General features: G+C 53.2%; 22 protein-coding genes and 1 other annotated feature. Of the genes, 12 read left to right on the top strand and 10 right to left on the bottom strand.

Features of this window, described 5'->3' with window-relative positions; all coding sequences use genetic code 11:
• Positions 1-77 precede the first annotated feature (77 nt).
• Positions 78-2,327: a catalase HPII gene (gene katE, locus ACQG2Q_RS09730; protein WP_023299905.1), complete on the bottom strand. Its 2,250-nt coding sequence runs from the start codon at positions 2,325-2,327 to the stop codon at positions 78-80.
• A 201-nt stretch (positions 2,328-2,528) separates the two neighbouring features.
• Here katE and cedA point away from each other — a divergent pair, with 201 nt between their 5' ends.
• Positions 2,529-2,768, top strand: a complete 240-nt coding sequence (gene cedA, locus ACQG2Q_RS09735) for a cell division activator CedA (protein ID WP_022647825.1) — start codon at positions 2,529-2,531, stop codon at positions 2,766-2,768.
• 48 nt (positions 2,769-2,816) lie between these two features.
• On the opposite strand, the gene tcyP is transcribed toward cedA, so the two are convergent.
• From tcyP to hxpB, 4 genes are all read right to left on the bottom strand, one after another.
• The gene (tcyP, locus tag ACQG2Q_RS09740; protein ID WP_022647826.1) at positions 2,817-4,208 is read right to left on the bottom strand and encodes a cystine/sulfocysteine:cation symporter; all 1,392 of its coding nucleotides are present in this window, start codon (positions 4,206-4,208) and stop codon (positions 2,817-2,819) included.
• A gap of 127 nt (positions 4,209-4,335) precedes the next feature.
• On the bottom strand, positions 4,336-4,926 hold the full coding sequence (locus ACQG2Q_RS09745; protein ID WP_015570742.1) for a metal-dependent hydrolase: 591 nt from the start codon (positions 4,924-4,926) through the stop codon (positions 4,336-4,338).
• 95 nt (positions 4,927-5,021) lie between these two features.
• Entirely contained in the window at positions 5,022-5,783 is a 762-nt protein-coding gene (gene kduD, locus ACQG2Q_RS09750) for a 2-dehydro-3-deoxy-D-gluconate 5-dehydrogenase KduD (RefSeq protein ID WP_063849312.1), read from the bottom strand.
• Between the two features lie 128 nt (positions 5,784-5,911).
• Entirely contained in the window at positions 5,912-6,583 is a 672-nt protein-coding gene (gene hxpB, locus ACQG2Q_RS09755; RefSeq protein WP_022647828.1) for a hexitol phosphatase HxpB, read from the bottom strand.
• Between the two features lie 141 nt (positions 6,584-6,724).
• On the opposite strand from hxpB, the gene ACQG2Q_RS09760 reads away from it, so the two are divergent.
• Positions 6,725-7,261, top strand: coding sequence for a YniB family protein (locus ACQG2Q_RS09760; RefSeq protein ID WP_063849311.1), 537 nt, complete (start codon positions 6,725-6,727; stop codon positions 7,259-7,261).
• Positions 7,262-7,293: 32 nt separating this feature from the next.
• On the opposite strand, the gene ACQG2Q_RS09765 is transcribed toward ACQG2Q_RS09760, so the two are convergent.
• The 3 genes from ACQG2Q_RS09765 to pfkB form a co-directional block, all read right to left on the bottom strand.
• Positions 7,294-8,154 carry a fructosamine kinase family protein gene (locus ACQG2Q_RS09765; RefSeq protein WP_022647830.1) on the bottom strand — a complete coding sequence of 287 codons (861 nt, stop codon included), beginning with the start codon at positions 8,152-8,154 and terminating at the stop codon, positions 7,294-7,296.
• A gap of 105 nt (positions 8,155-8,259) precedes the next feature.
• A complete protein-coding gene (ghoS, locus tag ACQG2Q_RS09770) occupies positions 8,260-8,550 on the bottom strand; it encodes a type V toxin-antitoxin system endoribonuclease antitoxin GhoS (RefSeq protein ID WP_003857822.1) in 291 nt (96 codons plus the stop codon).
• A 91-nt stretch (positions 8,551-8,641) separates the two neighbouring features.
• Positions 8,642-9,574 carry a 6-phosphofructokinase II gene (gene pfkB, locus ACQG2Q_RS09775; protein ID WP_048966334.1) on the bottom strand — a complete coding sequence of 311 codons (933 nt, stop codon included), beginning with the start codon at positions 9,572-9,574 and terminating at the stop codon, positions 8,642-8,644.
• A gap of 17 nt (positions 9,575-9,591) precedes the next feature.
• Here pfkB and ACQG2Q_RS09780 point away from each other — a divergent pair, with 17 nt between their 5' ends.
• The 3 genes from ACQG2Q_RS09780 to ACQG2Q_RS09790 all read left to right on the top strand — a co-directional run bounded on the left by ACQG2Q_RS09780 (position 9,592) and on the right by ACQG2Q_RS09790 (position 11,126).
• Positions 9,592-9,864, top strand: a complete 273-nt coding sequence (locus ACQG2Q_RS09780) for a hypothetical protein (RefSeq protein ID WP_022647832.1) — start codon at positions 9,592-9,594, stop codon at positions 9,862-9,864.
• A 5-nt stretch (positions 9,865-9,869) separates the two neighbouring features.
• Positions 9,870-10,628, top strand: a complete 759-nt coding sequence (locus ACQG2Q_RS09785) for a DUF481 domain-containing protein (RefSeq protein ID WP_022647833.1) — start codon at positions 9,870-9,872, stop codon at positions 10,626-10,628.
• Between the two features lie 264 nt (positions 10,629-10,892).
• On the top strand, positions 10,893-11,126 hold the full coding sequence (locus ACQG2Q_RS09790) for a hypothetical protein (protein ID WP_032622263.1): 234 nt from the start codon (positions 10,893-10,895) through the stop codon (positions 11,124-11,126).
• A 149-nt stretch (positions 11,127-11,275) separates the two neighbouring features.
• Here ACQG2Q_RS09790 and yniD read toward each other — a convergent pair whose 3' ends face one another.
• A complete protein-coding gene (gene yniD, locus ACQG2Q_RS09795; RefSeq protein ID WP_003857815.1) occupies positions 11,276-11,383 on the bottom strand; it encodes a small membrane protein YniD in 108 nt (35 codons plus the stop codon).
• A 98-nt stretch (positions 11,384-11,481) separates the two neighbouring features.
• Positions 11,482-11,574 carry a stress response membrane protein YncL gene (gene yncL, locus ACQG2Q_RS09800; protein ID WP_071785204.1) on the bottom strand — a complete coding sequence of 31 codons (93 nt, stop codon included), beginning with the start codon at positions 11,572-11,574 and terminating at the stop codon, positions 11,482-11,484.
• Positions 11,575-11,897: 323 nt separating this feature from the next.
• On the opposite strand from yncL, the gene thrS reads away from it, so the two are divergent.
• From thrS to pheT, 7 genes are all read left to right on the top strand, one after another.
• Positions 11,898-13,826, top strand: coding sequence for a threonine--tRNA ligase (gene thrS / locus ACQG2Q_RS09805; RefSeq protein ID WP_006809077.1), 1,929 nt, complete (start codon positions 11,898-11,900; stop codon positions 13,824-13,826).
• A gap of 3 nt (positions 13,827-13,829) precedes the next feature.
• Positions 13,830-14,372 (top strand): translation initiation factor IF-3, encoded by a 543-nt coding sequence (infC, locus tag ACQG2Q_RS09810; RefSeq protein WP_059443439.1) that lies wholly within the window; start codon positions 13,830-13,832, stop codon positions 14,370-14,372.
• Between the two features lie 97 nt (positions 14,373-14,469).
• Complete coding sequence (rpmI, locus tag ACQG2Q_RS09815; protein WP_001124225.1) at positions 14,470-14,667, top strand: 50S ribosomal protein L35; 198 nt, start codon at positions 14,470-14,472, stop codon at positions 14,665-14,667.
• A 50-nt stretch (positions 14,668-14,717) separates the two neighbouring features.
• The gene (rplT, locus tag ACQG2Q_RS09820; protein WP_000124850.1) at positions 14,718-15,074 is read left to right on the top strand and encodes a 50S ribosomal protein L20; all 357 of its coding nucleotides are present in this window, start codon (positions 14,718-14,720) and stop codon (positions 15,072-15,074) included.
• Between the two features lie 117 nt (positions 15,075-15,191).
• Positions 15,192-15,316, top strand: a sequence feature (Phe leader region).
• Positions 15,197-15,241 carry a pheST operon leader peptide PheM gene (pheM, locus tag ACQG2Q_RS09825; RefSeq protein ID WP_001386830.1) on the top strand — a complete coding sequence of 15 codons (45 nt, stop codon included), beginning with the start codon at positions 15,197-15,199 and terminating at the stop codon, positions 15,239-15,241. It overlaps the preceding feature by 45 nt.
• A gap of 62 nt (positions 15,317-15,378) precedes the next feature.
• The gene (pheS, locus tag ACQG2Q_RS09830; protein WP_022647837.1) at positions 15,379-16,362 is read left to right on the top strand and encodes a phenylalanine--tRNA ligase subunit alpha; all 984 of its coding nucleotides are present in this window, start codon (positions 15,379-15,381) and stop codon (positions 16,360-16,362) included.
• A 15-nt stretch (positions 16,363-16,377) separates the two neighbouring features.
• Entirely contained in the window at positions 16,378-18,765 is a 2,388-nt protein-coding gene (gene pheT / locus ACQG2Q_RS09835) for a phenylalanine--tRNA ligase subunit beta (RefSeq protein ID WP_063849310.1), read from the top strand.
• Position 18,766: the final 1 nt, after the last annotated feature.

Genomic DNA, 18,766 nt, shown 5'->3' on the forward strand with positions numbered 1-18,766 from the left:
GGGACGGCTTCGCCTTACCGGGCCTACAACATCAGTCGAAATATAGGCCGGGTAAGCGTAGCGCCACCCGGTTTTTTTTACGCCGGTATCTGGTCAATCTTGCTGCTGCGCGACCACACGCGGTGCGCGGCGAGCAGGTCAAACAGCCGGGTCATAAACGCATCGTCAATGTTATCACCTTCGACAATGCCTTCTTCCCCTTGATCCGGTACCTTCAGCAGCGATTTAAACTTCCGCGCATCGCCTGCGAGGGCGATTGGCTTCAGGTGCTTATAGGCTTCCAGCAGATAATAGGCGGCATCACCGTTACCGAGCAGACTCTCAACGTCGCCGCACGGCATAATCACCGCATCAACCGTCAGGGACGGTGCCCCGGCAAAGGTCGCGGCAATCGGCAGGACGGAGCCATCATCGGCCGTCACTTCACCCATGCGTGAGTAAAGCAGTTTGGCATGGACGCCCTGAGTCTTGAGCGCCCTCATGATCCCCAGCACGTCGCTGGCGCGCGGTTTATCGTTCAGCAGGATAGCCACTACGCGGCCTTTGATCGTCCCGCCAGGTACCGCGTACAGGCTCAGGGACGGATCCTTCTTAAGCCCGTTCACGTCTTTAGGCGGTGCAGCATGGCATTGCTCGTCAGTCAGCGTAATGCCGAGATTATTCGCCACGCCCTGGGCAAGCTGGATATCAATATGCGCCAGATGGTCGACCACGCGCTCGCGAATGTAGGTACGCACCACTTTGCTCAGCTCGAAGCTGAAGCCGCCGATAATGTGCTGCTGTTCGATCGGGGTCTGGCTGTTCCAGAACAGGCGAGGCTGAGCGTAATATTCGCCGAATGACGGGCTGCGCTCGCGAATTTTTGTTCCGTCCACGCGCTCCTGATACGACTCGAATCCGCCACGTTTTGGCCCCGGCGGGGTTTCACGCGGCCAGTTATCGTTAATGGAGTTCGGCTCGTAGTTCGCCGGGTTGGTATCGATATCCTGGCGATGCATCCCGTCACGCTGGAAGTTATGGTACGGACAGGTCGGACGGTTGATTGGGAGCTCATGGAAGTTAGGTCCACCAAGACGGCTGATCTGCGTATCGGTGTAAGAGAACAGACGACCCTGCAGCAGCGGATCGTTGGTGAAGTCCAGCCCCGGCACAATATGGCCCGGGTGGAACGCTGCCTGCTCATTTTCCGCGAAGAAGTTATCCGGGTTGCGGTTAAGCACCATTTTACCCACCAGCTGAACCGGCACCAACTCTTCAGGAATAAGCTTGGTCGGGTCGAGCAGGTCGAAGTCGAATTTGAACTCGTCTTCTTCCGGGATCAGCTGTAACCCCAGCTCGTATTCCGGGAAATCACCGGCTTCAATGGATTCCCACAGTTCGCGACGGTGGAAGTCCGGATCGCGTCCGGTCAGCTTCTGCGCTTCATCCCACACCAGGGACGCTTTCCCCGCGACCGGTTTCCAGTGGAAACGCACAAACGTCGCTTTACCTTCAGCGTTAATCAGACGGAAGGTATGAATACCAAAGCCTTCCATGGTGCGATAGCTGCGCGGGATCCCCCGGTCAGACATCGCCCACATCACGTTGTGAAGGGTTTCCGGTTGCAGGGAGACGTAGTCCCAGAATGTGTCATGCGCACTTTGTCCCTGCGGTATGGCCCAGTGTGGTTCTGGTTTTACCGCATGGACAAAGTCAGGGAACTTATGCGCGTCCTGTATGAAGAAAACCGGGGTGTTATTCCCGACGAGGTCGAAAATGCCCTCTTCGGTATAGAATTTGGTGGCGAAGCCGCGGATATCACGCACCGTGTCGGCCGAACCCGCGCCGCCCTGTACGGTAGAGAAACGCACAAACACCGGTGTGATTTTGTTCGGATCGGAAAGGAAATCTGCTTTGGTGATCTCCTTCAGGCTCTTGTAGGGCTGGAAATAGCCGTGCGCCGCCGAGCCGCGAGCGTGGACGATACGCTCAGGGATACGCTCATGGTCGAAATGGGTGATTTTTTCGCGCAGGATGAAATCTTCCAGCAGCGTCGGGCCGCGCGTTCCGGCGCGCAGGGAGTTCTGATCATCGGCAATGCGAACGCCCTGGTTCGTGGTCAGCGCATGGCCTTCACCGCCCTTGCGGTGAGGATCGAGCGATTTCAGCTTTTCGTTTTCCGTTTCCGGGGCTTTCATGCTGCCCGGGGCGGTAGGCTGTTCACCCGGTGCGGAAGGACCCGGTGATGGTTTGTGTGAGCCGTCGGCTGGGGCAAGTGAGTCCATTCCCGGTTGAGATTCTTCAGTCCCATGAATGGGTGACTGATGTGGTTTATCATTGTTCGACATTGCACGCTTCTCCTTTGTTCATTCCTAAAAACCCTATTAAGGATAGAACAATGTTAAGAATTAGCAGGCGAACTAAGCGTTTTCAGATATTGATTAGCGAAAGGAGCCATCTGCGATACGTCAGGCGCGACGGGCGGGGGGAGAATCGGCTATGATAGAAATTTCCTGCTTTAAGAATTTGCTTTAGTGAACCCGTCGCTTATGAAACCTCTTCGTCAACAAAACCGCCAGGTTATTAGCTATGTACCCCGCGTTGAGCCCGCGCCGCCAGACCATGCCCTGAAGGTGGATGGTTTTCGCGATGTCTGGATGCTGCGGGGTAAATACGTTGCCTTCGTGCTGATTGGCGAGCACTTCCGTCGCTCCCCTGCGTTTACGGTGCCGGAATCGGCGCAGCGATGGGCAATGCAGACCCGCCAGGATGAAGAGGTTGAAGAATAACAGCCATAAAAAAACCGCCCGATGGCGGTTTTTTTATTTCAGCAGTGATTAACGATGTGCCAGTTCGGCATCATCTTCACTGTCGAGAATCGTTTTGTCGGTCTGCTTCAGCCACTGGCTGGTCAGGGTACCGGCGGTCATTGAACCACTCACGTTCAACGCGGTACGACCCATATCGATCAGTGGTTCAACAGAGATCAGCAGGGCAACCAGCGTTACCGGCAGCCCCAGCGCAGGCAGAACGATCAGCGCAGCGAAGGTCGCGCCGCCGCCCACGCCCGCAACACCGGCGGAGCTAATGGTCACGATACCGACCAGCGTCGCAATCCAGACCGGATCCAGCGGGTTAATACCCACGGTTGGGGCAACCATCACGGCCAGCATCGCCGGGTAGAGACCCGCACAGCCGTTCTGCCCGATGGTGGCGCCAAAGGAGGCCGAGAAGCTGGCGATAGACTCGGGTACGCCCAGACGACGTGTCTGTGCTTCCACGTTCAGCGGAATCGATGCCGCGCTGGAACGGCTGGTGAAGGCGAAGGTCAGCACCGGCCAGACTTTGCGGAAATATTTCAGCGGGCCAACGCCGTTCACCGCCAGCAGGATGCCGTGCACAACAAACATGATGCCCAGACCGAGGTACGAGGCAATCACAAAGCTGCCAAGCTTGATGATGTCTTGCAGGTTAGAACCTGCCACGACTTTGGTCATCAGCGCCAGGACACCGTACGGCGTCAGCTGCATGACCAGACGCACCAGCTTCATTACCCAGCTTTGCAGGGTATCGATAGCAGTCAGAACCCGCTCGCCTTTCGGCGCATCGTCCTTCAGCAGCTTCAGCGCAGCCACGCCCAGGAACGCAGCGAAGATCACTACGCTGATAATGGAGGTTGGGCTTGCACCGGTCAGGTCAGCAAACGGGTTTTTCGGAATGAAGGAGAGCACCATCTGCGGAACGGTCAGATCGGCCACTTTACCCACGTAGTTGGTCTCAATCGCCGTCAGACGCGCGGTTTCAGCGCTACCCTGCACCAGACCTTCAGCAGTCAGGCCAAACAGATTGGTAACCAGCACACCCACCAGCGCCGCAATCAGCGTGGTGAAGAGCAGGGTGCCAATGGTCAGGAAACTGATTTTCCCCAGTTGAGAAGCATTATGCAGCCGGGCTACGGCGCTCAGAATTGAGGCGAATACCAGCGGCATAACGATCATTTGCAGCAGCTGTACATAGCCGTTACCGACAATGTTGAACCACTGAATGGAATCTTTCAGTACCGGGCTGTCGGAGCCGTAAATAGCGTGTAAGGCCAGGCCAAACACCACGCCCATGACCAGACCAACCAGTACCTTTTTCGCCAGGCTCCACTGTTTGTGGCGAGCCTGGGCGAGAAGCAATAGCAATACGACGAACACAACAATGTTCGCGATGAGTGGAAAATTCATCCCCGTTCTCCTGATTTATTATACGGTCGGTTTTTACCGAACCTGTTGGCGCAAGGTTATCAGAAGTGTGATGTGGGGCTTATATCCATATGGAATGGTTTATGACAAAAGTGATTATATTGTCGGTTTAATGTTCAATTTGGTGATTAATAAAACGATTGAACTGAAATTGCAGCGAGTTGATCATCTGCGATGACCAGCGCACTGCACCATTTTCGGGCAATGTCTGCGGCATCCAGACGGCATAGGCAAACAGCGCCATGCACAGAACGCGCTCCAGCTGGTTACCTTTTTGCGGCACGAGGATTGGCAGGCGGAAACGCCAGCGGCAGGGCCAGAGCAGCGGAACGCCCGCTGGCGTCAGCATATCGGCGAGGATATGGCTTAAGTAGCCGAGCACCATGCCCTGAATGGCATCCGCCGGGACTATCCAACTCTCGGGAACCTTCAAATAGAAGAGTGTAAGCAGGCCAAATACGGCCAGCAGGCTGTGGGTAAACCCGCGATGACCAAAGGCTCTGGCGATGGGTTTTGAAATCCACTTCAGCCGCTGACCAAGGAATGATTTTGGATGATCGATGTCCGGCAGCAGGCAGGTCAGCACGGCAGAAGGGACAATATGCCACCAGTCCCCCTGGGCCAGCACAGGGGTCAGTTCAGCGTTTTTAGCAAACACTGCACAGGCAAGTGAAAAAAGCAGGTGGCCTTCCGCCGTCATGATAAAACCCGGTAAACTGTCAATCCATACAGTATAGGGTTTTTATACAGTGTGTGAAAGAGGTGACGGTGTAACTCTTTGTCACAAACCGGCGGTTAGCGCGCCAGCCAGCCACCGTCTACGGCAAGGGTATGGCCGTTAACGTAATCCGACGCCGCCGAGGCCAGAAACACCACCGGACCCTGTAAATCCTCCGGAAGTCCCCAGCGGCCCGCCGGAATACGGTCGAGGATCGCCTGGCTGCGCTGCTCATCATCGCGAAGTTGTTGGGTGTTATTTGTCGCCATATAACCCGGCGCGATAGCGTTCACGTTAATACCTAGCGGCGCCCATTCGTTTGCCAGCAAGCGGGTGAGCCCGAGTACGCCGCTTTTCGAAGCCGTATAGGACGGAACCCGAATGCCGCCCTGGAAGGAGAGCATGGAGGCAATGTTAACGATCTTGCCGCCCTGACCCTGCACGATAAACTGTTTCGCTACTGCCTGAGAGAGGAAAAAGACCGATTTCAGATTGAGATCGATAACCTCGTCCCAGTCCTTCTCGCTAAATTCCAGCGCATCGCACCGACGAATGGTGCCGGCATTGTTAACCAGAATATCGATGCGGCCCATCTCTGTGACGGCGGTATCCACGACGCTCTGAATACTCTCATGCTTGCCGAGATCGGCGCGAATTGCGATAAAGCGCCGTCCCAGCGCCGTGACGCGCGCTGCCGTTTCGTCAGGAATCTTGCGGTTTACCCCCACGATATCGCATCCTGCCTGGGCGAGGGCAATGGCCATGCCTTGCCCCAGACCGGTATCGCACCCGGTCACCATCGCCACTTTTCCTGCCAGAGTAAAAGCATCCAGTATCATACGCGCCTCAGAAGTCAGGTTATTGTCATTCTGCACGTAAGGATAGGAGTCTGGAATGAGAAAAGCAAATAAAGTAAAACGTTGTTTTGATTTTGTGATACAGGCAGCCGAAGCTGCCTGAAAGAGCGTTACTCTCCGCGCAGATGGCGGGCAGTCAATTCTTCAAGAGACGTCAGCCTGACATCCGCGAGGGCAAAGCGGGGATCGTGTCGGCCTTCTTCAGCCGGCACAACGATGGAGCGCATACGTGCGGCTTTGGACGCCACCATGCCGTTAACCGAATCTTCCAGCGCCACACAGGTAAGCGGATCCAGCCCCAGTTTCGCGGCGCAGTCCATATACACCTGCGGATGTGGCTTGCTGTAAGGAAGCTTTTCGGCCGAGGCCAGCGCGTCGAAGCTGTCGCGCAGCCCGAACATCGTCAGCACTTTTTCCAGCATATGCAGAGGTGAGGCAGAGGCAAGCCCCACTTTCAGCCCTTGCGCCTTGCACAGGGCGATAGCGTCGCGTACGCCCGGTAACAGAGGCTTATTCTCTTCTACAAGGGAGATAGCACGGTTGATAATGCGCGCCGTAACTTCGTCGCGATCCGGGCCAACCCATGGCTGGTGGGCATACCAAAGGTCAACCACCATATCGATGCGCAGCCCCAGGGTATCGGGAAGCTCATTACGACGACTGATATCGACGCCGAGGCTGGCCATCACGTCCAGTTCAGCCCGATCCCACAGGGGTTCGGAATCAATCAACAATCCATCCATGTCAAAAATAGCGGCAAGTATCTGGCGCGGTGTCGACATTACAACATCTCCTTATCTTGGGGGTAAGACGAACGGTGCTAAGCACAAGCAATTTAGCATATTGCATTCAAAGATCGGGCGAAAATGACCGACAGCAGGTAGACTTAGGCACAAATAACGCGTCTTTATGAAGAGGAACTAATGACGTATCAACAAGCTGGACGCATCGCAGTTTTAAAACGTATTGCTGGTTGGGTTATTTTCATTCCCGCCCTGATTTCAACGCTGATCTCCGTACTTAAATTTATGTACGATCACAGCGAAAAACAGCCGGGCATTAATGCCGTCATGCTCGATTTTGCCCACGTCATGATTGAGATGATGCGGTTTAACACCCCATTCCTGAACGTCTTCTGGTTCAACTCGCCCACCCCGGATTTTCACCACCAGCTGAATGTCGGGTTCTGGATAATCTATGCGTTGATCTTTATCGCGATGGCGTTGCAAGCCTCCGGCGCGCGCATGAGTCGCCAGACCCGCTTTTTACGCGAAGGGGTGGAAGATCAGCTGATACTTGAGAAGGCGAAAGGCCCTGACGGGATGAGCCGCGAGCAGATCGAATCGCGCATTGTCGTTCCGCATCATACCATTTTTGTGCAGTTTTTCCCGCTCTACATCCTGCCGGTTATTATCATTGTGGCCGGGTATTTCTTCTTTACGCTGCTCGGCTTCCTGTAATGTCAAAGGGGGCGTATTGCCGCCCCCTCCCGCTATGCCGCCAGGATACGATCCAGCGCCCGCTGGGCATTCACCAGATGACTCCCGCCAAACAAAATCGCCCGGTTTAGCAAGGTGTACAGCTGATAAACCGGCTGACGTTCAAGGAAACCCGCAGGTAACGGCGAGACAGACTGATAGCCATCATAAATTTGCGGCGGCTGTTCAGGGTGCAACGGCAGCATCGCGAGGTCACATTCTCTGTCGCCCCAGTAGCAGGCCGGGTCAAATATATAGGGACCATCAGGCCCAAGCGCGCAGTTGTTCGACCATAAATCACCGTGCAGAAGGGAAGCCTGAGGCTGATGCGAAGCCAGACGCTGCTGAATGTGTTCAACAATCGCGTCGATGTTGCCGAACGCTAGTCCCTTTTCAGCGGCCAGCTCCAGCTGCCAGCCTATGCGCTGCTCGGCGAAAAAAGTCGACCAGCGGCGTTGCCACGCGTTTGGCTGTGGGGTGGTAGAGAGGTCGTTATCGAAATCGAGCCCAAACTGAGGTTGATCGCTCCACTGGTGCAAACGGGCGATCTGTTGGCCGAGAATAAAGGCGTTGTGCGCATCCAGAGGGCGCGCCGGAAGATAGTTCATCACCAGAAAGCTGTAGTCACGATCGCTGCCAACGGCTAAAACCTGTGGAACGTTGACTGTTTTACTGCGCGATAACAACTCAAGCTGATCGGCTTCGGCCGTAAAAATGGGGAGCAATTCGCGCTCATCACATTTTACGAAGAGATCGCGCCCGGCGTAACGTAAATGCCATGCGGCATGGATCTCTCCGCCTGGCAGTTCGTTACGCAGTTCAATTTCACCTTCACCCAGTTGCTCACTTAAAAGATGACTGATAGCCTGCCACATGATGTCTCTCCCATGTTGTCTGCCAGATCATAAAGTTAGCGCAAAACGGCTATAAAAAAACAGGAACTAACGCACAACTGAGCGGTTTAATTTTGTACAGGGCACTTATTGTTCTTTTTTATGCCAGTTTTCCCAGCTATCCACATCAATTTCCGTGGCTTTGTCAGTCACGCTTTCCACCAGGCTACTGGCCAGCGCCTTCACCTCCTCCTGACTCAGCGGGCTTATCAGGCCAAAGGCCAGCGAGCCGAGATCGTGAATATTGCCCTCATCGTCCGTCAGCGTGAGCAGAAAATTCGCCCGCGTGAAAGCGTTGTTGAGTTCATTCAGTTCGGTCAGCGATGCTTCATGAATATTGACGGTTACGACGTAGCGGGTGATATCACCACTGCTCATAATTCACCTCGTTGTTATCCTGAAAGTTTTCTTAGCATAGTCGATAAGCCATATTTGGCGACTTCCCCCTCCACGGGAAGGGGAAGCACGTTCAGCTTTTCGCCAGGTAATCGACAATTTTCTGAGTATCCGCAAGCGAACACAGACGGGTTCCCTGATTGATGGTGGCAGCGCTCCCTGCCGCGACGCCATAGCGTGCCATCTCCAGAAGCGAAGCGCCCTGCGCCAGCTTCAGCACCATCGCGCCAACCATACTGTCACCGGCACCCACGGTACTCTGACTTTTCATCGGCGGTGGAACAACCTGCACGCAGCCCGTCTTGTCGACGGCCAGCGCACCCTGAGGACCGAGAGAGACTACAACGCGATGCGCTTTGCCCGTGCGTACCAGCTCTTCTGCGGCAGTACGCACGTCATCAGGCTGGTTGAGCTCGCGATTGACAAGCGCACTGAGCTCTTTCTGGTTAGGTTTGACAAGTTCAAGTTGTCCGGGCTCTAACGCCGCCTTCAGGGCATCGCCTGAACTATCGACAATGCAGCGGATGCCGCGCTGGAGCACCGCCTGAACCAGTGCCGTCAGCTTTTCTGTTTTGACGCCCGGCGGCAGGCTACCGCTGATCACCAGCAATGAGCCGCTTTCAATGGTCAGCACTTTCTCTTCCAGTTGACGAAACTCATCATCGCTCAACTTCGCCCCTGGCATCACAAAACGATATTGCTCGCCGCTGGATTCAACATGGACATGCAGGTTTTGCCGGGTCCAGTCTCTGGCGTCAACGGTATCTACGGCAACCTGTTCATCTGCCAGCAGCGCAACCAGATGCTCACCCGTGGCGCCGCCAGCGGGGAAGATGGCGGTTGCTTTTCCGCCGAGATGGGTAATCGCGCGCGCCACGTTAATGCCGCCGCCGCCCGGCTCAAACACCGGCGCGCTACAGCGCAGCTTACCTTCCGGATAGATTTGCGGCGTCATGGTCGCAGAGTCGAGGGAAGGGGAGAGTGTCAGCGTGTAAATCGAAGCCATCATGACCTCCTTTTATCATGGGTTATTTTAAGCCTGGCACCGTTTGGCAGGAAGGCAACGTAAATAACAGTATGATTTTAAAAATGAATGCTGACAAAAAACCTTGGCCGGGTATATACATTAAATCGCGTTTTGGGATCGTTCTTATTCAAAAAATGAAAGAAGAAATTATTGCTATGTTATTTGCGGCTTTTTATAATTTGTTACCTTTCTATGGTCGCCTTGTCATTGATCCGCAAGAAAGTTTCCGAGACCGTGACGGTCTCTTTTTATGTTGTACGGACTCCTAAAATAAATGAAGCTTTTGAAGACAGTACCCGCAGCACTGATGCTGGCGGGTGGCGTATTTGCGTCACTGAATGCAACCGCCGATGATACCGTTTTTACTGTCATGGACGATCCCTCCACTGCCAAAAAACCCTTTGAAGGTAACGTGAATGCCGGGTATCTGGCGCAATCCGGTAACACGAAAAGCTCCTCCATGACCGCAGACAGCACCCTGACCTGGTACGGCAACACCACGGCCTGGTCGCTGTGGGGCAATGCCAGCAACACGTCTGCTAACGATGAACGCTCCTCTGAGAAATACGCGGTAGGTGGGCGTAGCCGTTACAACATGACAGATTATGACTACCTGTTTGGGCAGGCGAGTTGGCTTACTGACCGCTACAACGGCTATCGCCAGCGCGATGTCATGACTGCGGGTTATGGTCGTCAGTTCCTGAATGGACCAGTGCACAGCCTCCGTTTTGAATTCGGTCCGGGTGTCCGTTACGACGAGTACACCAACGGCGAAGATGAAACCCAGCCGCTGGGTTATGCATCGGGCACCTACGCATGGCAAATGACTGACAACGCGAAATTCACCCAGGGTGTGTCGGTGTTTGGTGCTGAAGATACAACGCTGAACTCTGAAAGTGCGTTGAACGTGGCTATCAACGAACACTTTGGACTCAAGGTGGCGTACAACGTAACCTGGAACTCATCACCGCCTGATTCCGCGCCGGAACATACCGATCGCCGAACCACGATTTCTTTAGGTTATAAAATGTAATTTCTTCGGGCCGGGACTATTCTCGGCCTGTTTTTTATTTTTTGAAACTGTGCTTATTTATATTAAACGGCGTTTTGAAATAATAGGCATGCTTTCGTCTTCATAATTTCTCCATAATTAGGCGACCAGGCCTTATTCAGTTTATTTGACACGATTTGATAAATAATTTGACTAGGCAAAAGTGTGATCCAGATCTACACTTACGGCACAGGCAAAAAACTCGCCTCAGGCATTTCTGCATTAATTAAGTATGAGAACAGAATTATGAAAAAAATCAAAACCGCTACAGCAGCGATGGTGCTTTCCGCACTTTCATTTGGCGTATTTGCTGCTGATAATATGACGCAACCTGCCAGTGACGTTAACAGCCCAGTCGGGATCGCTAAAGCCTCTGATGTTGAAGCAGGCTCCAACATTGCCCCTGGCTCCCAGTCTACCGGCCAGTCAATGAATGATGCATTTGATGTACACAAGCTGGTGGCGGGTGAGTGGTCCTGATATTTCAATTGCCACATGTGATGGAATATATACGCTGTCCCAGCCTGGCGAAAACCGGATTATGACGTACCGGTTTTGGACCATAAATTATCGTAAAGATAGTTAAGATTTATTCAGTAAATTCACGGCACGTTTTCGCTGACATAATATTAGCCCCAGATCATCGCGGCCCAGCGCAGCAGCAACATCGCGCCGCAAATAGCGATTAACACCACGACCATTTTCCAGTGCTTAACGGCAAATCTTTTTGTTGGCATAACCCAATCCTTGTCAGTTGATACCCTTAGTCTACCAAAGTCTGCGCCAGAAAGCGCTTTACCCGGGACAACAGGTTATGCCAGAACAGCGGTTCGGCTTAAAACCAGTGGAATCTGTCGGCCAGTATCAATACCAGACCAGCAGCGGAAAGTAGATTCAATATCACAACGGTTCTGCTCGATACATTCATGTGATACCCCTTCGATGTTTAAGGACCAGATCAAGAATAGCTCAGCACTTTCGGATTGCGAGCCCCCGTCAACAAAAGTTCATGAACGCAGACATAAGGATGAGCGGTTCAAATCGGTCGCTGGAAGGTGCATTCGCCCTGTTAATAGTGTTACCATTACGCTGCTTGCCGTAAATCCGCATTTATCTGAATCGGCAGGAGCATGATGACGAACCAATTTGACGATTGTTGGTCAGATGGTTTCGTAATCTACTGTTTAATCACGATTATTTTCTTTGTATATGCTCTTATGTGTGGGGCATCACTGCAAATAAGGATATAAAATGCCTGTAATTACTCTTCCTGATGGCAGCCAACGCCATTTCGACCACGCTGTAAGCCCAATGGATGTTGCACTGGATATCGGTCCTGGACTCGCAAAAGCAACCATTGCAGGCCGCGTAAACGGTGAGCTGGTAGACGCGTCCGATCTGATTGAAAGCGATGCAACGCTTGCGATCATCACCGCGAAAGACGAAGAAGGTCTGGAGATCATTCGTCACTCCTGTGCGCACCTGTTAGGTCATGCTATTAAGCAGCTGTGGCCCAACACCAAAATGGCGATCGGCCCGGTTATCGACAACGGCTTCTACTACGACGTTGACCTTGACCACACCCTGACACAGGAAGATATCGACGCGCTCGAAAAACGTATGCATGAGCTCGCCGAAACGAACTATGACGTCATCAAGAAGAAAGTCAGCTGGCATGAAGCGCGTGAAACCTTCGTGAAGCGCGGCGAGAGCTATAAAGTCTCGATTCTTGATGAAAACATCGCTCATGATGACAAGCCTGGCTTGTACCATCACGAAGAATATGTCGACATGTGCCGTGGACCGCACGTGCCGAATATGCGCTTCTGTCATCACTTCAAACTGATGAAAATCGCAGGCGCCTACTGGCGTGGCGACAGCAACAATAAAATGTTGCAGCGTATCTATGGTACCGCGTGGGCCGATAAGAAAGCCCTGAACGCGTACCTGCAACGCCTGGAAGAGGCGGCTAAGCGTGACCACCGTAAAATCGGTAAGCAGCTTGACCTGTATCATATGCAGGAAGAAGCGCCGGGGATGGTGTTCTGGCATAACGACGGCTGGACAATCTTCCGTGAACTGGAAACGTTCGTGCGCTCCAAGCTGAAAGAGTACCAGTATCAGGAAGTGAAAGGCCCGTTCATGATGGACCGTGTGCTGTGGGAAAAAACCGGCCACTGGGACAACTACAAAGATGCGATGTTCACCACTTCGTCTGAGAACCGTGAATACTGCATTAAGCCAATGAACTGTCCGGGCCACGTTCAGATCTTCAACCAGGGTCTGAAATCCTACCGCGATCTGCCGCTGCGTATGGCGGAGTTCGGTAGCTGCCACCGTAACGAGCCATCAGGTGCGCTGCACGGTCTGATGCGTGTTCGTGGCTTTACTCAGGATGATGCGCATATCTTCTGTACTGAAGATCAGGTACGTGATGAAGTTAACGCCTGTATTCGTATGGTCTACGATATGTACAGCACCTTTGGCTTCGAGAAGATCGTGGTCAAACTCTCAACGCGTCCGGAAAAACGTATCGGTAGCGATGAGACATGGGATCGCGCAGAGGCGGATCTCGCCGTGGCGCTGGAAGAGAACGGTATTCCGTTCGAATACCAGCTGGGCGAGGGCGCATTCTACGGTCCAAAAATTGAATTTACCCTGTATGACTGCCTCGATCGCGCATGGCAGTGCGGAACGGTACAGCTGGACTTCTCCCTGCCGCAGCGTTTAAGCGCCTCTTATGTTGGCGAAGACAACGAGCGTCAGGTGCCGGTTATGATTCACCGTGCGATTCTCGGTTCACTGGAGCGCTTCATCGGCATCCTGACTGAAGAGTTCGCGGGCTTCTTCCCAACCTGGCTTGCGCCAGTGCAGGTAGTTGTGATGAACATTACCGATTCTCAGGCGGATTACGTTAAAGAATTGACGCAGAAACTACAAAATGCGGGCATTCGCGTAAAAGCAGACTTGAGAAATGAGAAGATTGGCTTTAAAATCCGCGAGCACACTTTACGTCGTGTCCCGTATATGTTGGTCTGTGGTGATAAAGAGGTGGAAGCAGGCAAAGTTGCCGTTCGCACCCGCCGTGGTAAAGACCTGGGGAGCCTGGACGTAAGTGAAGTGATTGAGAAGCTGCAACAAGAGATTCGCAGCCGCAGTCTTCAACAACTGGAGGAATAAGGTATTAAAGGCGGAAAACGAGTTCAAACGGCACGTCCGAATCGTATCAATGGCGAGATTCGCGCCCAGGAAGTTCGCTTAACAGATCTTGAAGGTGAACCACTGGGGATTGTGAGTCTGAGAGAAGCGATCGAAAAAGCTGAAGAAGCTGGAGTAGATTTAGTTGAAATCAGCCCTAACGCCGAACCGCCAGTTTGTCGTATTATGGACTACGGCAAGTTCCTTTATGAAAAGAGTAAATCTTCTAAGGAACAGAAGAAGAAGCAAAAAGTTATCCAGGTTAAGGAAATCAAATTCCGTCCTGGTACCGACGATGGCGATTATCAGGTAAAACTCCGCAGCCTGATTCGCTTTCTGGAAGATGGCGATAAGGCCAAGATCACGCTGCGTTTCCGCGGTCGTGAGATGGCCCACCAACAGATTGGTATGGAAGTGCTTAACCGCGTCCGTGAAGATCTGAGTGAACTGGCAGTAGTCGAATCCTTCCCAACGAAGATCGAAGGCCGCCAGATGATCATGGTGCTCGCTCCTAAGAAGAAACAGTAAGGCCTTCAAGCAGCAAAATCTGTGGAGCCTTCGGGCCCCATAGGTTTTGTTCGCCTATGTTTCGTTTATTTAACAATGCGAAGTGGAAGTTATTAAAATGCCAAAAATTAAGACCGTACGCGGTGCTGCTAAGCGCTTCAAAAAAACCGGTAAAGGTGGTTTTAAGCACAAGCACGCTAACCTGCGTCACATTCTGACTAAGAAAGCTACCAAGCGTAAACGTCACCTGCGTCCAAAAGCCATGGTTTCTAAAGGCGATCTGGGCCTGGTCATCGCGTGCCTGCCGTACGCATAAGTCGTTAACGTTTAACTTTTTTAACTTAGAATAGATACAGGAGAGCACACATGGCTCGCGTAAAACGTGGTGTAATTGCACGTGCACGTCACAAGAAAATTTTGAAACAAGCTAAAGGCTACTACGGTGCGCGTTCACGCGTATACCGCGTTGCCTTCCAGGCTGTTATCAAAGCAGGTCAGTACGCTTACCGTGACCGTCGTCAGCGTAAGCGTCAGTTCCGTCAACTGTGGATTGCGCGTATCAACGCAGCAGCACGTCAGAACGGTATTTCTTACAGCAAATTCATCAACGGCCTGAAAAAAGCCTCTGTTGAAATCGACCGTAAGATCCTGGCTGACATCGCAGTATTCGACAAAGTAGCGTTCACCGCTCTGGTCGAAAAAGCGAAAGCAGCACTGGCATAAGCCAGTTGAAAGAGGGGGCTTTGCTCCCTCTTTTCATATCGCCTTATCAGAAGATTGACATTTACCCGTCCAGGCTTTTCAATAAGGTCTTAACGGTTTTTACCCTACAAGGTAACGCAAGCATGAATGCTGCTATTTTCCGCTTCTTCTTTTACTTTAGCACCTGACTTCAGGAGGCTAGCGCGTGAAAGATGAAACGAAAAACAGCGCCAGATAAGCCTCCCGATGGAGGCTTTTTTTGTGCCTGAATTTGAGAGATTACGTCCAACAATTCGGTGTCTGCACCGACATAATGAGGAAAACCATGTCACATCTCGCAGAGCTGGTTGCCAGTGCAACGGCCGCCATTAACCAGGCCTCAGATGTTGCCGCGTTAGACAATGTCCGCGTCGAATATCTGGGCAAGAAAGGGCATCTGACCCTTCAGATGACTACCCTGCGTGAACTGCCAGCAGAGGAGCGCCCGGCAGCAGGTGCAGTGATTAACGAAGCCAAAGAGCAGGTACAACAGGCGCTGAACGCACGTAAAGCCGAGCTGGAAAGCGCAGTATTGAATGCGCGTCTGGCGGCAGAAACGATTGACGTTTCTCTGCCGGGTCGCCGTATCGAAAACGGCGGTCTGCATCCGGTTACCCGTACTATCGATCGTATTGAAAGTTTCTTCGGTGAGCTCGGCTTTACCGTGGCGACTGGCCCGGAAATTGAAGATGACTACCACAACTTCGATGCCCTTAACATTCCTGGCCATCATCCGGCACGCGCTGACCACGACACTTTCTGGTTTGACGCCACCCGTCTGCTGCGTACTCAGACATCTGGCGTTCAGATCCGTACCATGAAGGAGCAGGCTCCACCGATCCGCATCATCGCGCCGGGTCGCGTATACCGTAACGACTACGATCAGACCCACACCCCAATGTTCCACCAGATGGAAGGTCTGATTGTTGATAAAAACATCAGCTTCACCAACCTGAAAGGCACACTGCACGATTTCCTGAACAACTTCTTTGAGGAAGATTTGCAGGTTCGTTTCCGTCCGTCCTACTTCCCGTTCACTGAACCTTCTGCGGAAGTTGACGTGATGGGTAAAAACGGTAAATGGCTGGAAGTGCTGGGCTGCGGCATGGTGCATCCAAACGTACTGCGCAACGTAGGTATCGATCCGGAAGTATACTCCGGCTTTGCGTTCGGTATGGGCATGGAGCGTCTTACCATGCTGCGCTACGGCGTAACCGACTTACGTGCGTTCTTCGAAAACGATCTGCGTTTCCTCAAACAGTTTAAATAAGGGCAGGAAAGAACAATGAAATTCAGTGAACTGTGGTTACGCGAATGGGTTAACACCACGCTGGACAGCGACGCGCTTTCTAACCAGATCACCATGGCGGGTCTGGAAGTTGATGGCGTGGATCCTGTTTCTGGCGCCTTTACCGGCGTCGTGGTAGGTGAAGTGGTTGAGTGTGGCCAGCACCCTAACGCCGACAAACTGCGCGTAACAAAAGTCAATGTGGGCGGTGACCGTCTGCTGGATATCGTCTGCGGTGCGCCAAACTGCCGACAGGGCCTGAAGGTAGCCGTGGCGACCGTCGGCGCGGTACTGCCGGGCGATTTCAAAATCAAAGCGGCTAAGCTGCGCGGTGAGCCGTCTGAAGGCATGCTGTGCTCCTTCTCCGAGCTGGGCATTTCCGACGATCACTCCGGGATTATCGAGCTGCCGCAGGATGCACCAGTGGGTACCGATATCCGCGAATACCTGAAGCTTGATGACAACACCATCGAAATCAGCGTGACGCCAAACCGTGCCGACTGCTTAGGTATCATCGGTGTAGCCCGCGACGTGGCCGTTCTGAACCAGACCGAACTGAACGAGCCGGAGATCGCTCCGGTTGAGGCAACCATCAGTGACGTGCTGCCGATTCAGGTAGACGCGCCTGAGGCCTGCCCACGCTACCTCGGTCGTGTGGTGAAAGGTATTAACGTTAAAGCGCCAACCCCGCTGTGGATGAAAGAGAAACTGCGTCGCTGCGGTATCCGTTCTATCGACGCCGTAGTTGACGTCACCAACTATGTTCTGCTGGAGCTGGGCCAGCCAATGCACGCCTTTGATAAAGATCGTATCGAAGGTGGGATCGTCGTGCGCATGGCGAAAGAGGGCGAAACCCTGGTTCTGCTGGACGGCAGCGAAGCGAAACTGAACGCCGACACCCTGGTGATTGCCGATCACAACAAAGCGCTGGCGATGGGCGGTATCTTCGGCGGCGAGCACTCTGGCGTTAACGACGAGACGCAAAACGTCCTGCTGGAATGCGCGTTCTTCAGCCCGCTCTCCATCACCGGCCGCGCACGCCGTCACGGTCTGCACACTGACGCTTCTCACCGCTATGAGCGTGGCGTGGATCCTGCGCTGCAATACAAAGCGATGGAGCGTGCGACTCGCCTGCTGATCGACATCTGCGGCGGCGAAGCGGGTCCGGTTATCGATGTGACCAACCAAGCGGCGCTGCCGAAGCGTGCGACCATTACTCTGCGCCGCAGCAAGCTGGATCGTCTGATTGGTCACCACGTTGCCGATGCGCAGGTGACCGACATTCTGACGCGTCTGGGCTGCGAAGTGACTGAAGGTCAGGATGAGTGGAAAGCCGTTGCGCCATCCTGGCGTTTCGACATGGAGATCGAAGAAGATCTGGTGGAAGAAGTGGCCCGCGTGTACGGCTACAACAATATCCCTGACGAGCCGGTGCAGGCGGGTCTGGTGATGGGCAGCCATCGCGAAGCCGATCTGTCACTGAAGCGTGTGAAAACCATGCTGAACGACAAAGGCTACCAGGAAGTGATCACCTACAGCTTCGTTGATCCTAAGCTGCAACAGCTGATCCACCCGGGTCAGGAAGCCCTGATCCTGCCAAGCCCGATCTCCAGCGAGATGTCAGCGATGCGTCTGTCCCTGTGGACGGGACTGCTGGGTACTATCGTTTATAACCAGAACCGTCAGCAGAACCGCGTGCGTATTTTCGAAAGCGGTTTGCGCTTTGTACCGGATACTCAGGCCAATTTAGGCATCCGTCAGGATCTCATGCTGGCCGGCGCCATCAGCGGTAACCGCTATGAAGAGCACTGGGACCTGGCAAAAGGGACGGTTGATTTCTACGATATGAAGGGCGATCTGGAAGCGATTCTCGATCTGACCGGTAAATTATCCGAAATTGAATTCCGCGCAGAAGCGATTCCAGCCCTGCATCCGGGCCAGAGTGCGGCGATCTATTTAGACGGCAAACGTGTTGGTTTTATTGGGGTTGTTCACCCGGAGCTGGAACGTAAGCTGGATCTGAATGGCCGTACCATCGTATTCGAGCTGGAGTGGAACCCGGTTGCAGACCGCGTCATTCCTCAGGCAAAGGACGTCTCACGCTTCCCGGCAAACCGCCGTGATATCGCGGTTGTGGTCGCTGAAAATGTGCCCGCAGCAGATATTTTGGCCGAATGTAAGAAAGTTGGCGTAAATCAGGTAGTTGGCGTAAACTTATTTGACGTGTACCGCGGCAAGGGCGTAGCAGAAGGTTTCAAGAGCCTCGCTATTAGCCTTATCCTTCAGGATACCAGCCGTACACTCGAAGAAGAGGAGATTGCCGCTACCGTCGCCAAATGTGTAGAGGCATTAAAAGAGCGATTCCAGGCATCATTGAGGGATTGAA

Origin of the sequence: Enterobacter cloacae complex sp. 370H10 (genome assembly GCF_050031535.1) — a bacterium.
GTDB classification, from domain to species: Bacteria; Pseudomonadota; Gammaproteobacteria; order Enterobacterales; family Enterobacteriaceae; genus Enterobacter; species Enterobacter intestinihominis.